This is a genomic window from Ligilactobacillus salivarius DSM 20555 = ATCC 11741 (assembly GCF_001435955.1).
Lineage (GTDB): Bacteria > Bacillota > Bacilli > Lactobacillales > Lactobacillaceae > Ligilactobacillus > Ligilactobacillus salivarius.
The window spans coordinates 24821-40678 of record NZ_AYYT01000011.1 but is presented as its reverse complement, the minus strand read 5'-3'; the positions used below and the strand labels follow the sequence as shown (position 1 = coordinate 40678).

Below are 15858 nucleotides of genomic sequence, written 5' to 3'. Positions count from 1 at the left end.
TATATATAAAAATAATTTCTTTGTCAACAAAAAAGCAGTCGATCAATGATTTTTATCATCAATCGACTGCCTCGAATTTTAAATTAATCAGCAGCTTTTACACTTGCAGCAATTTCGGCAACTAAGTCAGCATCATCTTTAAGGCCTGTTGTTTCAACAATTACATCCTTCAAATCTTCATCTTTTAGCATCTTTTGAAGTTTTTGACTTTCATCGTCTTTTGGTTCATCAAAGTGATAAATCTTACCAACAGTTTCCATTAATGTTGTGTAACTTAAGCCACGAGCTTTTAATTCGCGAATTGGACGAATGAAACGTTCATCATAACCTAACTTACGGATAGGTGTACGACCTACACGAGCAATATCATCAGAGATGTATGGATTTTCAAAACGACCAATAATCTTATCATGATATTCTTCTAATTCCTTTTCTTGGAAATCCCACTTAGCTAATAATAGTGAGCGAATTTCCTTCAAAGTATTCTTCAATTGTGTAAGAACTTTTTCATCCTTAATAGCTTCACCAATTGTTTCATATCCTAAAGCTTTACCAGTGTATGCTACTGTAGCATGACCTGTATTAACTGAGAATAATTTACGTTCAATATATGGTTCAAGATCAGGAGCATAGTGAACTGTTTCTAGCTTCAAACTAGGATTCTTCATTTGACTTTCATCAACAACCCATTCCTTGAACTCTTCTACTGATACCAACAATGGATCATCATGCTTTTGTAAAGGAACGATACGGTCTACCGCTGCATTAGGGAAACCAATATATTCATCAGCAAAAGCTTTTACATCGTCATCTAAGTGGCTGTAAACTTCTTCTTTAAGATGTTGCGAACCACCAATCATGTTTTCACATGCAATTACATCTAATGTTTGCTTGTTATCAGCATCTTTACGAGCCTTGATACCATCAGCAATCAATGGTGCGATGAACTTCAAAATCTTAGGACCAATTGCTGTTGTTACTAAATCAGTAGTCTTAATAGCTTCAACAACCTTTTCTGGATGTTCACCATTATTGATTCCATCAACATTTTCTACATGAATCTTCTTTTGACCAGGTGCAGCCAATTCGATATCATATTCTCCACGTTGATTCAAAGCACTAATGATAGTGTCATTTACATCTACAAAATCAATTCCAAAACCATTTGCGGCTAAAGTTTCACCAATAAATCCACGACCAATATTACCTGCTCCAAAATGTACTGCTCTCATTATTTTCCAACTTCCTTCAATAAATTAATTATTTCTTGTGGTGTTTGTGCATCTGCTAATTTAGCGACATTTGAAACATCACTGCAATATAAAGCGATTTGTGACAATAGATTTAAGTGTTCATTACCTAAACCTGCAATTCCAAAGACAACAGTTACCAATTGTTCACTATCATTTTCTCCACTGAAGTCTACGCCCATTGGAATTTGCACTACCGAAATTCCTGTCTTTTTAATGTATTGTTTACCTTCATCTGTACCATGAGGGATAGCGATAAAATTACCCATATATGTTGAGACATCATTATTACGTGCAATCATTGAGTCGATATATTCTTTTTCAACACAACCTGCATCTACCAATAATTGTCCTGCCATACGAATTGCTTGATCTCTTGTGGCAACATCTTGATTTAAAGAAATCATATTTGCTTGTAATTCCATTACTCTCTCACCTCTTATTTCAATTTAGCTACAACGTCTTGTAACTTCTTGTCTGTTAATAAATCATCTACAACTACAGTTTGAATATCTGTGTAACGAACTGCCAAATTCTTCTTAGCAGCTGCTGTTACAATTACTAAGTGCTTATCAGAATCTTCAAGTTCGTTGATTCTTACAGCTTTAACTGGTGTTTGCTTGTTAGCTTTCTTCATGCTATCACTGAACAAGCTTGTAGCCATTGTTACTGTACCAATGTGTTGATCATGACGAATGAAGTTTACTTCTTCAACCTTAGCAAAGTCTACATTACCTAAGTCGCCTGCTTCTGCAGTTTTTACTGTATTTTCTGTTGCTTGTGGTTTATCTTGAATTTGGGATAGAGCCTTCAAGTTTGCAACAATTTCATCGTATTTTGGACTGCTCAAGAAGTTATCTACAGATACATGCATTGCGCTTGGTGTTCTTTGTAATGCACGTTCAGCTAATTCTTCTTGTGTAACAACTAATAATCCTTGTTCATCTTTTAGACGGTTCACAGCGGTATTTGTAACAGAAATGTCTTTGATACCAGCTTTCTTAACTTTGTCACGTAATAAGGAAGCACCCATTGCAGATGAACCCATTCCGGCATCACATGCAAAGATAATCTTCTTAACATCTGCATAACTATCAACAGAATCTTGTGCAGCTTGACTTGATGGCATTTCTTTACCTTTAGATTCAGCTTTCATAGCTTCCATTTCAGCTTGTTTTTCTGCTAAATCATCGCCAGTTGACTTATCATGTTTCAAGATAATAGAAGCAACCAAGAATGATACTACTGCAGCTACAAACACACCTGATAATACAGCTAGATATGATCCCTTAGGAGTCATTAGAAGAATAGCGATAATTGAACCAGGAGATGCAGCAGCTTTTAAACCAGCTCCTAAAAGTTGGAAAGTAAATGTACCAGATACACCACCTGCAATTGCAGCTAAAATCAATGCTGGTTTCATCAAAATGTATGGGAAGTAAATTTCATGAATACCACCAAAGAAGTGAATAATTGCAGCACCTGGTGCAGAACCTTTAGCAGATCCTTTTCCAAAGAACATGAATGCTAACAAAATACCAAGACCTGGACCTGGGTTAGATTCAAGTAAGAACAATACTGATTTACCAGCAGTTGATGCTTGTTGAATACCTAATGGAACCAAGATACCATTACCAATAGCGTTGTTTAAGAACAATACCTTAGCTGGTTCAATAAAGATATTAGCTAATGGCAACATGTGAATAGAGATGATGAAGTCAACACCTTTACTCATGAAGTTGCTACCTGCAACAACTAATGGGTTAACTACATAAGTTCCTAAAATAGCTAACAACATTCCCAAGATACCACTAGAGAAGTTGTTATAAATCATTTCAAAACCTGATCTGATCTTATCTTGGAATAATTGGTCAAATTTCTTAATGCACCAACCACCAAGAGGTCCCATAATCATAGCCCCTAAGAACATTGGAACCTTAGCACCTACAACTACCCCCATTGTAGCGATGGCACCAACAACAGCCCCGCGTTCTTCGTACACCATACGTCCACCAACATAACCGATTAATAATGGCAATAAATAAGTTAACATTGGAGTAATCAATTTAGCGATATGTGCATTAGGGAACCAACCTTGTTCCATAAAAATCGCTGTGATTAAACCCCAAGCAATAATAGCAGCAATGTTTGGCATAACCATACTAGATAGCGATGTACCTAACTTTTGAACCTTCGCTTTAAGTGAAGTTTTCTTCTTTGCTTCTTGCATTTTTTTCTCCTCTTTTCTTCCTGATTTATCTTACAAGTTTATGATAACGTTTACTGAATGCGGATACAATTCATTCTAAATGTGACTTTGGCACAGTTGTCAGTGTCAAAATTAATTATTTTCTTCACAATGCGTGTAAAAGCTTGGTTTAATCGACTTTCTCTCTACTACTTATTTGTGACACATTCTTATTTTTTTAACCACAATAGTCCTTGACCAATAAAAAATGCAATGAATTTTTCAACTCATTGCATTTTTACATATTAATTTTTAATTCTATGAACAATAAAGGTTGCGACAATCGAACCTAGTACAATTATCCCAAATAATAGATTAGGGATTTCAATATCAATCATAGGAATTGTTAGGAATAGCTTAATTGCAATTAATGCAATCAAACCATATGCTGTCGTTTCTAATTCTGGTACAATTTCCATTAACCTCATGATAATTTCAGCAATTCCTCGCATTGCTAGAATACCTATTAATCCACCGATTAAAACAATCACAGGATTAGGTGAAATCGCCAATGAAGCTAAAACTGAGTCAACCGAGAATACAATATCCATCATTTCAATGGATACAACTACCGACCAGAATAATGGTAATATACGCTTTTTAGCTTTCTTCCCGTCCTTCTTTGGTTTAGGATTCTTCTTACGATAGAAATGACTAACAGCAAGATACATTAAATATGCTGCCCCTGCCACTTTTATTTCCCAGAAATGAATTAGATAGGCTCCCAAACCAATCAAGATGAAGCGGAATATATAAGCTCCCCAAAGTCCATAAAAAAGAGATTTTTCTTGTTGTTTTTTATCTGGTAATACCTGTGTCTGTGCAGCCAAAACAATCGCATTATCAACAGACAATAAACATTCAATCAATACTAGTGATAGGATGATCATCCAATCTTCACCAGAAGTGACTACTGTTCGCCAGTTATTAGCATCAAAAAATGGGCCATATAATTGTTGTAATATATCCAATTAGTAATTTATTCTCCCTTCAACTATCTTTATCCAAGTATATTTTATCAAAATTTTCTATCTTAAAGTGACTTTAAGCATTACCTTTACAAGAAATTTACATTAATCTAATGGTAAAACAAGGTCATCTGTATCATCATCATTCAAGTCACTTACTTCTGCATATTTTCCACGAATATGAGCTTTAATTAAACCATAAATCTCAGTTCTATCAGCAGAAGTTAAAGTGCGTCCTTCAAATTTCATTCGTGCATTAGAGGCAAAGAGTTCGTTTAAATCTATTTTTCCTCTCATATCTCCAATTAAAAAGTTAGGTGTTACCCCAAAGAATCGACATAACTTTATAATTTCAAGATATGAAGGTGTATTTACGCCTCGTTCCCAACTTCCAATCTGAGGCCCTGTATTCTTTTTTTCTTGCTTGCCTTTTTCCATTTCATTCATTTCTTTAGCTAAACCAGCTAAGGAAAGACCTCTACCAGTCCTTAAGGCACGTAATTTTTCTGGAAACATAATTCTCAGCCCCTTTCACTTTATAAGTATATTATAATTCATAATTACAGAAATTTGTAAGTTGATTTATTTTTATGCATAAAAAAACGAGGTCTTACTAAAACCTCGTTACTTAATTTAGCTAGACTTTACTTAGTAATATCGCCACCAACATACTTCTTAGAAAGTTTTGTTAATGTACCGTCATTACGTAATTGCTTCAAAGCTTTGTTTACATCTTTCTTCAAGTCTGTATTCTTCTTAGCCATCAAAGCACTGATCTTAGCTGGCTTTTCATCTTTGGAAACATCTTTAGCTTGAAGTCCTTTGACATTCTTACCATCTTTCTTGTAAGCATACCATGCAGACATTGAGTTAATTGTTCCCTTTACACGACCTTGACGAACCATGTCTAAGGAAGTTGAAAATTCACTAGAAGGAACAACTTTAGCACCAAATTTCTTAGCTACTACAGAGTTGTCAGTTCCTGTACCACTAGCAATTTTCACACCTTTAATATCCTTTAATGTGTTCAACCCACTGCCTTTTTTAGAAATCAAAGCAAAGTGAGAGTAGATGTATGGAGTAGAAAAACCAAATTTAGCTTGTCTTTCCTTAGTAACTGTAACGTTATTCAAAACAATATCATACTTACCAGTATTTACACCTTCAATTAATCCATCCCATTTAGTTGGTACAAACTTTGCTTTTAAGCCCATTTGTTTAGCAATATCCTTACCAAGTTCAACTTCAAAACCTGTTAATTTTCCATCTTTACGGTATGAATATGGAGCAAAAGTTCCTTCTAACCCAATTGTTAAAGTTCCCTTTTGCTTCAATTCACTACTTGTAGCAGCTGAAATTTTATCTGCACTAGCTTGTGCTGGACGAGCAACGTTAAATGCTAATCCCAAACTAGCTACTCCAACAAATGCTGCAATTGATTTAATTAATTTTCCATATTTCATTATTATTCCCTCCATTAATCTAAGTTACTTAACGTCATCGCGGATAAAAAGTTCTTTATTCTCTGATTATCTGAATTGAAAAAGTCATCTTTAGGACCTTGGAACAATATTTGTCCATCTTCAACAAATAAGATTTTATCCGCAACTTTCTGTGCGAAAGCCAAATTATGTGTAACTATTATCAACGATTGTTTTTCTTTAGCTAACTGTAACAATACTTTTAAAACTTCTAATTCTAACTCCGGATCCAACGCACTAGTTGGTTCATCTAGTAGGATATATCTAGGATTCATCGCTAATGATCTAGCAATCGCCACACGTTGAGCTTGCCCACCTGAAAGTTGTTGCGGATAGGCATCTGCTTTATCTGCCAAGCCAACTTTTTTGAGTAATTCATAAGCTCTTTTAGTTGCTGATTCCTTATCTTCTTTTAACACATGAACTGGTCCTTCAATAATGTTCTTCAAAACTGTTAAATGTGGAAAAAGGTTGTAATTTTGAAAAACCATTTCTGTTTCACGACGAACTTCTAAAATCTCTTTTTTAGAAATTCCCTTCTTAAAGTCCAGCTCTAAATCATCAAAATAATATTTCCCACTCTCAGGCATCTCAAGTAAATTCAATGAGCGTAACATTGTTGACTTTCCTGAACCAGATGGACCTACTAAAACTGTAGTCTGATTATTTTCAAATGTTGTCGTAATATCTTTTAAAGCTAAATTACCACCAAAAGTTTTATTCACATTTTCTAAACGTAACATTCAATCACCTCACTTACTTTACTTATTGAGTTGCCACATAACGTGACGTTACTTTTTCAAGCCATCCTTGTAAGAAGGATAATACAGTGCATAGAATTGCATATAAGACTGCTACTGTGCAGTACATTACTAATGGCTCATAATTTTCAGCTGCAATTTGTTGACTAACTTCAAACATTTCCACAATTGTAATGGAAGCTGCTAAAGATGTATCTTTCACTAAACCAATGAAACTATTAGCTAACGGTGGTAATGAAACTCTAGCTGCTTGAGGGATGATTATTCTCATCAATGCTTGTTTATGAGTCATTCCAATTGAGGCAGCAGCTTCCCATTGTCCTTTAGGGATTGAAGTAATTGCCGCACGAATTGTTTCGGAAGCATATGCCCCGGTATTAAGTGAAAAAACTATAATTCCTGATGTAAATGGATCTAACTTTATTCCTTCTGGTGCTAGTCCCTTGATTTTTAGATACGGTAATCCAAAGTATACAATAAATAATTGGACCAATAATGGTGTACTTCTAAATAGCCAAACATAAAATCTAAAAATTGCTTTGATAACCAAGAAAGGTCCTTTAGTTTGCGAAATTCTAATTAAAGCTGTAACCAAAGCTAAAATCAACCCTAGAATAAATGAAATAATTGCTAACGGAATTGTGTACTTTATTCCAGCTGATATTAACTCAGGTAAAGAACTAATAACTGTATGCCACATATACTTTCACCTTCTCTTCTTATGTAATGTTCTCAAAATAAAAATGCTATTAGTCTTGTCTCCGACTAATAGCATTCACCGATTTAAATATCTAATTACTTACATACGATTAAATATTCCATCATTAGCGTGAAGATGTTAGTCTTTGACCAGAATTATACATACCAAAAAGCATGTTACACATCATGCAACATGGTTGAGCCATCAACATTGCTTGGTATGAAACTTTAGCCATTTTCTAACACTCCTTCATTTCAAGATACTATAAGAATACAATTTCACTTCTTTTTTGTCAATAAATTTCACACAAGAAATTAAAAACACCTTACAATCGTTAATTTTTTTCTAACGATTATAAGGTGTCTTGTAAAAGTATAGATTATTCTTTCGCACCAGTTATAGTATTAAAATAATACTTCTTTCCATTTATCAACTGATGTCCATATAACATCCAACCATCTTTGTTGTAGTAAACTGTCTTACTTTGATTAGCAATGTATTGGAAACCTCGTTGCATAGCTCCCTTACTATCAAATAAATACCAATGTCCGCCTATATTCTTTTGTCCTACTGTCATTTTGCCGGTTACTTTATCAAAGTAATATACTTTTCCATCTATATTTTGCCAGCCATATAGCATCCAACCGTCTTCATTGTAGTAAACAGTTTTATTTTGATAACCAATATTTTGGAAACCTTGTTGCATAACTCCTTTGCTATCAAATAAGTACCAGTGACCATCTATATTCTTTTGTCCCGTTGTCATTTTACCTGTTATTTTGTCAAAATAATGTACTTTACCATCTATATTTTGCCAACCATATAACATCGTTCCATCATCAGAATACCAAACTACTTTATCTTGTGTAGGAATATATTTTTCTCCTATAGTCATTGTTCCGGTCACTTTATCAAAGTTGTACCACTTACCATTGATATTTTGTTAGAGAAAAATAAGAGAAATGTAATAAAAGAATTTTTGATTTTAAAAAATCTATTGCACGATATTGTGAATAGTGTTACAATTTGATTGTTAAAACGTTTACAAACTATTTTAGGAGGTCTTTTATGATGACAAAGACTGTAATTATTGGTACAAATCACGCTGGAATCGCTGCTGCTAATACATTATTGGATAATTATCCAGATCAAGAAGTAGTGATGATTGATAGAAATTCTAATTTAAGTTACTTAGGATGCGGAACAGCACTTTGGGTAGGACGACAAGTGAACGATTATCATGGGTTGTTCTATACCAAAGTAGAAGATTTCACAAATAAAGGTGCTAAAATTACCCTTGAAGCAGAAGTTAAAGATATAGATTTTGATAAAAAAGTAGTTCACTATATTAAGAAAGATGGCACAGAATTAACTGAAGATTACGATAAACTAATTCTAGCAACAGGTTCTCTACCAATATCTCCTAATGTAGCTGGTAAAGATTTAAACGGAATTCATTTCTTGAAATTATTCCAAGATGGTCAAGATGTAGATAAAGAAATTTCTGCAGAAGAAGTAAAGAATGTAGCAGTTATCGGAGCTGGTTATATCGGAGTTGAAATTGCTGAAGCTGCTAAACGTCGGGGTAAGAATGTATTACTATTTGACGCAGCTGATCGTTCCTTATCTACTCATTATGATAAAGCATTCACCGATTTAATGGATAAAAACTTAGCTGATCACGGTATTGAAAATCATTTTGGTGAGTTAGTAACAGAATATAAAGGTAATGACCAGAATCATGTAACTCAAGTTGTAACTGCTGAAGGTGAATATGATGTTGATTTAGTGATTAATGCAATCGGATTCAGACCTAATAATTCATTAGGTAAAGATCATTTGAGACTATTCAAAAATGGAGCTTACTTAGTAGATCGTTATGGACAAACAAGCGATAAAAATGTATATGCAGTTGGAGACTGTGCCACAATTTACTCAAATGCTCTAGATAAAATGACTTATATTGCTCTAGCTTCTAATGCTGTTCGTTCAGGTATTGTAGCTGCTCACAATCTTGCTGGGACTAAGCTTGAATCAGTAGGGGTACAAGGCTCAAATGGAATTAACATTTGGGATTTGAAGATGGTTTCAACAGGACTATCAGTAGAGGCAGCGAAAAAATTCCGTTTAGATGTAGAGTATACAGACTTTGAAGACTTACAAAAACCAGCTTTCATGCCTAAAGATGTAAATGCAGAAGTTAAGATTAGAATTGTTTATGAAAAAGAAAGTCGGAGAATTGTCGGAGCTCAACTAGCTTCAACGGAAGATGTTTCAATGGCAATTCACATGTTCTCACTGGCAATTCAAGAACATGTAACTATTGATAAGTTAAGTTTATTAGATATTTTCTTCTTGCCACACTTTAACCAACCATATAATTATATAACAATGGCTGCGTTATCAGCAAAATAAATCTTAGTCAAGACTATTCAGTGAAAGAAATTTTTATTGGATAGTCTTTTTATTACTATTTTCTAAAATTCATCTGAAAATGTATTTTCCCCCAGCCTTTGGTTTGAGTTCAGGTTAGTTTACCATGCAATAGCATAAGACCTATGCTGCATATAAAAAAAGAGCTGGACAATTCCAACTCTTTTACTATTAATATAAATTATTTTTTATTCAACTGTAACACTCTTAGCTAAGTTACGTGGCTTATCAACATCGTATCCACGTTGGATTGATGCGTAGTAAGCTAATAATTGTGCTGGGATAATAGCCAATAATGGTGATAACAATGGTGTTACTTCTGGTAATACCACTTGATCGCCTTCTTGAGCCACATCGCGACTAGCAATAAATAGCACATTAGCACCACGAGCCAATACTTCTTGAGCATTACTACGTGTATGAGTAGCTGTCTTAGGATCTGTAATTACAGCTACAACTGGTGTACCTTCTTCAATCAAAGCAATTGTACCATGCTTCAATTCACCGGAAGCAAAGCCTTCTGTTTGAATGTAAGAAACTTCTTTCAATTTCAAAGCTGCTTCTTGAGCTACATCATAGTCAATTCCACGACCAATGTAGAAAGCATTACGTGTTGTTGCTAACATATCCTTAGCAATCTTTTCAACAGTACCTTTTTCATCAACTAATTCTTGCATACCATTAGCTACTTTAGTTAATTCAGCAGCAACATCGAATTCCTTAACTTTATCAATGTTCTTAGCTTCGCCATAAGCTTTAACCAAGATAGCTTCTAAAGCAATTTGTGCTGTATAAGCTTTAGTTGAAGCAACAGCAATTTCTGGACCTGCATATAGTAACAATGTATATGTTGCTTCACGATCCAAAGTAGAGTTTTGTACGTTTGTAATTGTTAAACTTGGGTAACCTTGTGCATTTACTTGAGTAAGCACTTGACGACTATCAGCTGTTTCACCACTTTGAGTCAAGAAGATGAAGAATGGTTTTTCTGACAACAATGGTGGGTTGTAAGCAAATTCTGAAGCAACATGAACTTCAGTTGGAATATTAGCTAATTTTTCAAATAATTCCTTACCTACCAAACCAGCATGGTAACTTGTACCAGCAGCTACGATATACAAACGATCTGCTTTTTCTAAAGCATCCAATAGTTCTTTATCAATATTGATAGAACCATCTTCTGCTACATAATGTTGAACTAAGTTACGCATTACACCTGGTTGTTCATCAATTTCCTTAAGCATGTAGTATGGATATGCACCCTTTTGAGCTGCTGCTGGATCTGTATCTACGTGGAATGGTTCACGATTGATGACATTTCCTTCTGGGTCCTTGATAGTAATTGAATCAGGTTTTACAATTACGATTTCACCGTCAACTAATTCAATGAAGTCATGAGTTTGACTTAACATTGCAATTGCGTCTGAACATACTACGTTGAAGCCATCGCCAACACCAATCAACAATGGACTCTTGTTCTTAGCAACAAATAATGTATCTGGTTCTTCTTTATCCATTAATAAGAAGGAGTATGATGAACTTTCATCAACTAAGCCTAAAACTTTCTTAAATGCAGCTTCTGTATCTAAACCTTCATCAGAGAATTTACCGATTAATTGTACGATAACTTCTGTATCTGTACTACTTACCAAAGTTACATCTTGTAAGTATTCATCGCGTAATTGAGCAAAGTTTCCAATCACACCATTGTGTACTAAGAAGAAACGACCATTTGCTGATACATGAGGATGAGCGTTAACTTTGCTAGGAACCCCATGTGTAGCCCAACGTGTATGACCGATTCCTGTTGAACCCTTAACTTCTGAACCAACTTCTGCGCGTAAATCGGAAATACGACCTTTTTCTTTTACTAAAAAGTCCTTACCATTTTGGTCATTTACATAAATTCCAGCTGAATCATAGCCACGATATTCTAATTGTTGTAATCCGTCTAATAAAATGTTTGTTGCATCATTATTACCAGTAACACCGACAATACCACACATATGTTATTTACCTCTCAAATTCAAATCTTTATTTTCTAAAATTGGTATAGACCTTGATAGATAATTATATAATCTTAAAAATGCTTATAAATCAAGGTAACAGCTACAATATACATTAATATTTATTGCTTGTCAACAATCATTTTATCTAATTGGTATAGCTGATTTTATTTCTTGTAAGAACCTTACAGCAATCGCATTTTGTAACTCTTCCTTCGTACCAGTTGCAAATAATTTCAAAGTATCATCGCTCATCACAATCATGCTACTTACCATTCCCATTACATCTTGCTCAATATCTGATAATCTTTCAGGCCCTAACATTAATAACATTCTTGAAACCTCAATTTCAGTTTGATCCATAGCTTTCATCTTTAGAGATTGGTCTAAATCAATTACGGTAAAATAACAACGTTTAACTTCCGGGCTGCTAGTATGTAACAAGGCCATGTTACTATTCGGAATTCCAATCGGAGCTAAATCTATTCTACGTTTCAAATTTGCAGCTACTTGTTTTTTATCCTTTACAATCCCTTGTCCAATTCGCCCAGTAATTTCGTTAATTACCTGTGATAAACTTTCAGTCGCCTTATTATTTAACCTAATTACTTCAATTCCATTTACTAATTCCGTACAGAATAATGCCCCTATCGCAATACCATTCAACTTTTTAGTTGGTTGTAACTTAGAATTATTCAAATAAACATTATTATTTTCTGTTTCTTTGCCGATATAATTTTCCTGATATTTTTTCAAATAATCTTTAATATTACTAATCTCATCATCTAATAATAGAGGGCTAACTATTTGATATTTTCTTGGAAAACCTGGTAATTTTAAAGTAGATAAAATTAAATCATAGCCACTTAAATCAAGGTCTTGAAGTTGTGCAATTTTAGAAATTTTTACTTTCTTAACTTCTGGAATTTCTTGCTTTAATCTTTGTCCTAAGATCGATGATGTACCGATCCCATTTTCACAAATTACTAGCGCTTTCAAATCTCCTCGATAATGACGACTAGTATATTCATTAGCGAAATACAGTAGCAATAATTGTAGTTCAGATTGTGCTAACTTTTCATCTGGAAAACTAACTTTCCACGCTTGTTTAATAGCATTAAATAAATCTTGATACCTTTCGCTTAATCTAGTTAAAGTTTCAATTCTCGTATTAGGTAACCTTTCAACCTGATGACTTACTAAACCAGCAATATGCGTTGTCAGACGTTTCAAAAATGCCGGATTACGTTGAAAATCCCATTTCATTTTTTCAGAAACTGTTTGAACGAAAGACTTTATTTGTAGTGATAAAGCCAGTTCTTGATCATTATCATAAAATGTCGGAGAACTCTCATTATCACAACTTTGGAATTGATTAGCTAAATAGATAATTTCTTTTCTATCTAGTTTTAACGGTTCTATTTGTGAATACTCAGCCATAAATTGATAAACCAATGATTGATATTTCAACGAACCATCAATAGCTTTAATTTCACCCAAATTATCAGATGAGGCAGCTCTTTCTAAACAAATGGTTGTTAATAATATCAGCTGCATTGATTGGTGATCTGACTTGATATTTATTTTCTTTAATACGCTTTTGTTTAGAGCTTGAGTTACTAATTGAATCCTTTTTTTCGGTAATAATCTCAAAAAGTAATTGTTTCCCCCAACATCCTGATTGTCGCCAATATACTTAAAGAAACGATAATCATTGATCTCACTCAATAAGATACCACATAGTACCTGACGTCTTTGAAACTCAGTACCTTTAACTGAAATACCTACACCTTTTTTCTTAATTAAAGTTATCCCATATTTTCCAAGTGCCAAGGCTACTTCCGTTAAATCTCGTTGTACAGTACCTTCACTTACTTTTAGAGACATCGCCAGACTAACAATTTTTTGTGACTCATCTTCTAGTAAAAGCATTGCCGCCAAAATACTTTGCCTTTCAGATACTGACATTTCTTGTTGGCTAGGACTATCACCAATGTCTTCACGCAATTGTTCAATATCTCTTTCTTGTCCTTGAAGTACATATTTCCCATCAATGTTAGAAATTGTCAGTCCTCTTCGCTCTAAATCCAGTTTTAGCTCATTAAATTCACGATAAATGGTTCTTCGACTAACATTGATGCTTTCTTCAAGCTGTTTAATCGTTGTCCCATTTGATATTCGTAATAATATCGATAAAATTTCTTTTTGCCTTTTTGTAAGAATTATCATAGGAATTAACGTCCTTTCACGCTACTTTGACAAATTTAGACATTATCTAATATTTAGTCTAACTCACAATTTTATTAAAGTAACCCTATTCTTCAACAAATTCCGAATTGAGAACTATCGATTCAGCTAAAAGAATTTCACTATATAAGTGATACACATATTTTTCATACCGTGCTTCTTTTTGAGAAATCATATCTAAATATTGTCGTTCTTGATAGAATGCATTAATAAATGCACGTCTTTCCATTTCTTTTTCCGCTTCTGTATATTGTGGATGACGTACTGCGTTACGCCATTCTTTAACAAAATCCTTTGTTCTTGTATTTTGATTTTGAGACTTCAAATCAAAAATTACAGATTGTTTTACATTTTTCGCTAAGTACATTTTCTGTACAGTGTCGATTGCTTGTTGAATCATTTCTTCTCTTAATTCATCTAATTCCTTCTCACCGTCTTCATCAGACACATCTTTTTCTAAAATGAACCTAAAAATAACAGTAGGAACTATCATGCTCAAAATAATCAGTACACTTTCAGACATCACTACTAAACTAAAATCCTGACTATTAACACTAGTCTTAGCTACTGTAAATGCTAGGGATAACGTTACAGCTCCATGCACACCACCTAAAGAAAAGATCCAACCTGCACGATTATCCATTTTAAATTTAATTCTGCCATATATATATCGTACAATTACATTGGATAGATACAAAATTGCACCTAAAGTTATCCAGATCCACGAATTATAAGTGATACTCTCATCTTTTATGATATTAACCAACATCATTCCTAAAATTACAAAAACGATGCTGTTGAAAAGTTCCGTAATGATTGAAACTAAATTTGTACCCATATACACCATTTGAGCATTCGCTAGCCGACTGCGTTGAGTTTCAGCATTATGCACCAATCCTGCACAAACTACTGCAATAATCCCAGAAACATGAAATTCTTCAGCTAGATAGTAGATAATAAATGGTGTCATTAAATAAATAATCACCTGTGCATTTACAGAATTATACGAACTTCTAAGGAGTGCTTGCCTGAATAAAACAATAATCCATGCGATTATAAAACCAATTACAATCCCACCACCAGCAGATAAAATAAAATCTGTCAATGTTTCACGATAGTTTATTCTTCCATTGATATACCATAAAACAGCCATGTTTAATAAAATAATTCCTGAAGCATCATTAAATAATGATTCCATTTTTAAAAAGAATCCTTCGCGACGTGGAATTTTTAGTCCTTCAGTTACTGATTGAGTGGCTGTTGCATCAGTTGGTGTACTGATTGCAGCTAAGATAAAAGCCAATGGCAAGCCAATCTTACCAATTGCATAGCTACTAAATCCGGCTACGATTGCACAAAGTAAGACCATGATAACTGTAACTTTGAAAATTTGTTTTACCCTTTTACCAACTACATTAAGGAAAGTAGCTTGCCCTTCAAAGAATAATAGCGGTGCTACGATTAAAAGCATAAAAACTTCCGGATTAAATGAACGGATGTCATAAGTCGTTACAGGAAGTAATCCTAAAACCGCTCCCATAATTAGACTAACGTAATTCATTGATACCTTAGCAAACATCTCAGCAATTATAATGCTGATAACAGCAAAAAATACCAATTCAAATAATAAAATTATTATCTCCAAACTATCTATCATCCCTTCCTTGTGTTATCTATAAATTAATTCTAGCATAAAATATAAAAAATTTGTATGAATTAAGCAAATAAAAAAGAGCGGTAAATTAAAACCGCTCTCAATTCTAC

The 15858-nt window shown here is 33.9% G+C and carries 13 protein-coding genes; 1 reads left to right on the top strand and 12 read right to left on the bottom strand.

What is annotated here, in order from left to right; all coding sequences use genetic code 11:
* Window positions 1-83: 83 nt before the first annotated feature.
* From FC55_RS06135 to FC55_RS06095, 9 genes are all read right to left on the bottom strand, one after another.
* A complete protein-coding gene (locus FC55_RS06135; protein ID WP_003701042.1) occupies window positions 84-1232 on the bottom strand; it encodes a mannitol-1-phosphate 5-dehydrogenase in 1149 nt (382 codons plus the stop codon).
* A complete protein-coding gene (locus FC55_RS06130; protein WP_003701041.1) occupies window positions 1232-1675 on the bottom strand; it encodes a PTS sugar transporter subunit IIA in 444 nt (147 codons plus the stop codon). The genes FC55_RS06135 and FC55_RS06130 overlap by 1 nt, the downstream gene beginning before the upstream one ends.
* Before the next feature lie 14 nt (window positions 1676-1689).
* On the bottom strand, window positions 1690-3480 hold the full coding sequence (locus FC55_RS06125) for a PTS mannitol transporter subunit IICBA (RefSeq protein WP_003701040.1): 1791 nt from the start codon (window positions 3478-3480) through the stop codon (window positions 1690-1692).
* A 263-nt stretch (window positions 3481-3743) separates the two neighbouring features.
* On the bottom strand, window positions 3744-4469 hold the full coding sequence (locus FC55_RS06120; protein ID WP_003701039.1) for a TerC family protein: 726 nt from the start codon (window positions 4467-4469) through the stop codon (window positions 3744-3746).
* Window positions 4470-4571: 102 nt separating this feature from the next.
* Entirely contained in the window at window positions 4572-4982 is a 411-nt protein-coding gene (locus tag FC55_RS06115) for a helix-turn-helix domain-containing protein (protein ID WP_003701037.1), read from the bottom strand.
* A gap of 128 nt (window positions 4983-5110) precedes the next feature.
* Entirely contained in the window at window positions 5111-5929 is an 819-nt protein-coding gene (locus tag FC55_RS06110) for a transporter substrate-binding domain-containing protein (protein ID WP_035150132.1), read from the bottom strand.
* Between the two features lie 14 nt (window positions 5930-5943).
* Window positions 5944-6690 (bottom strand): amino acid ABC transporter ATP-binding protein, encoded by a 747-nt coding sequence (locus tag FC55_RS06105; RefSeq protein ID WP_003701034.1) that lies wholly within the window; start codon window positions 6688-6690, stop codon window positions 5944-5946.
* A 22-nt stretch (window positions 6691-6712) separates the two neighbouring features.
* On the bottom strand, window positions 6713-7408 hold the full coding sequence (locus FC55_RS06100; RefSeq protein ID WP_003701033.1) for an amino acid ABC transporter permease: 696 nt from the start codon (window positions 7406-7408) through the stop codon (window positions 6713-6715).
* A gap of 379 nt (window positions 7409-7787) precedes the next feature.
* Window positions 7788-8303 (bottom strand): N-acetylmuramoyl-L-alanine amidase family protein, encoded by a 516-nt coding sequence (locus tag FC55_RS06095; protein WP_003701032.1) that lies wholly within the window; start codon window positions 8301-8303, stop codon window positions 7788-7790.
* A gap of 176 nt (window positions 8304-8479) precedes the next feature.
* Between FC55_RS06095 and nox the strand changes: the two genes are divergently transcribed.
* Entirely contained in the window at window positions 8480-9823 is a 1344-nt protein-coding gene (gene nox, locus FC55_RS06090; RefSeq protein ID WP_035150128.1) for a H2O-forming NADH oxidase, read from the top strand.
* Window positions 9824-10029: 206 nt separating this feature from the next.
* On the opposite strand, the gene glmS is transcribed toward nox, so the two are convergent.
* The 3 genes from glmS to FC55_RS06075 all read right to left on the bottom strand — a co-directional run bounded on the left by glmS (window position 10030) and on the right by FC55_RS06075 (window position 15751).
* Window positions 10030-11847 carry a glutamine--fructose-6-phosphate transaminase (isomerizing) gene (glmS, locus tag FC55_RS06085; RefSeq protein ID WP_003701027.1) on the bottom strand — a complete coding sequence of 606 codons (1818 nt, stop codon included), beginning with the start codon at window positions 11845-11847 and terminating at the stop codon, window positions 10030-10032.
* Window positions 11848-11991: 144 nt separating this feature from the next.
* Window positions 11992-14076 (bottom strand): BglG family transcription antiterminator, encoded by a 2085-nt coding sequence (locus FC55_RS06080; protein ID WP_003701026.1) that lies wholly within the window; start codon window positions 14074-14076, stop codon window positions 11992-11994.
* Window positions 14077-14161: 85 nt separating this feature from the next.
* The gene (locus tag FC55_RS06075; protein WP_003701025.1) at window positions 14162-15751 is read right to left on the bottom strand and encodes a cation:proton antiporter; all 1590 of its coding nucleotides are present in this window, start codon (window positions 15749-15751) and stop codon (window positions 14162-14164) included.
* Between the last annotated feature and the right edge of the window lie 107 nt (window positions 15752-15858).

What these genes read in the sequence shown, in the direction of transcription:
- FC55_RS06135 (WP_003701042.1), bottom strand. Translation starts at nt 1,232, where the DNA reads ATGAGAGCAGTACATTTTGGAGCAGGTAATATTGGTCGTGGATTTATT.
- FC55_RS06130 (WP_003701041.1), bottom strand. Translation starts at nt 1,675, where the DNA reads ATGGAATTACAAGCAAATATGATTTCTTTAAATCAAGATGTTGCCACA.
- FC55_RS06125 (WP_003701040.1), bottom strand. Translation starts at nt 3,480, where the DNA reads ATGCAAGAAGCAAAGAAGAAAACTTCACTTAAAGCGAAGGTTCAAAAG.
- FC55_RS06115 (WP_003701037.1), bottom strand. Translation starts at nt 4,982, where the DNA reads ATGTTTCCAGAAAAATTACGTGCCTTAAGGACTGGTAGAGGTCTTTCC.
- FC55_RS06110 (WP_035150132.1), bottom strand. Translation starts at nt 5,929, where the DNA reads ATGAAATATGGAAAATTAATTAAATCAATTGCAGCATTTGTTGGAGTA.
- FC55_RS06105 (WP_003701034.1), bottom strand. Translation starts at nt 6,690, where the DNA reads ATGTTACGTTTAGAAAATGTGAATAAAACTTTTGGTGGTAATTTAGCT.
- FC55_RS06100 (WP_003701033.1), bottom strand. Translation starts at nt 7,408, where the DNA reads ATGTGGCATACAGTTATTAGTTCTTTACCTGAGTTAATATCAGCTGGA.
- FC55_RS06095 (WP_003701032.1), bottom strand. Translation starts at nt 8,303, where the DNA reads ATGACTATAGGAGAAAAATATATTCCTACACAAGATAAAGTAGTTTGG.
- nox (WP_035150128.1), top strand. Translation starts at nt 8,480, where the DNA reads ATGACAAAGACTGTAATTATTGGTACAAATCACGCTGGAATCGCTGCT.
- glmS (WP_003701027.1), bottom strand. Translation starts at nt 11,847, where the DNA reads ATGTGTGGTATTGTCGGTGTTACTGGTAATAATGATGCAACAAACATT.
- FC55_RS06080 (WP_003701026.1), bottom strand. Translation starts at nt 14,076, where the DNA reads ATGATAATTCTTACAAAAAGGCAAAAAGAAATTTTATCGATATTATTA.
- FC55_RS06075 (WP_003701025.1), bottom strand. Translation starts at nt 15,751, where the DNA reads ATGATAGATAGTTTGGAGATAATAATTTTATTATTTGAATTGGTATTT.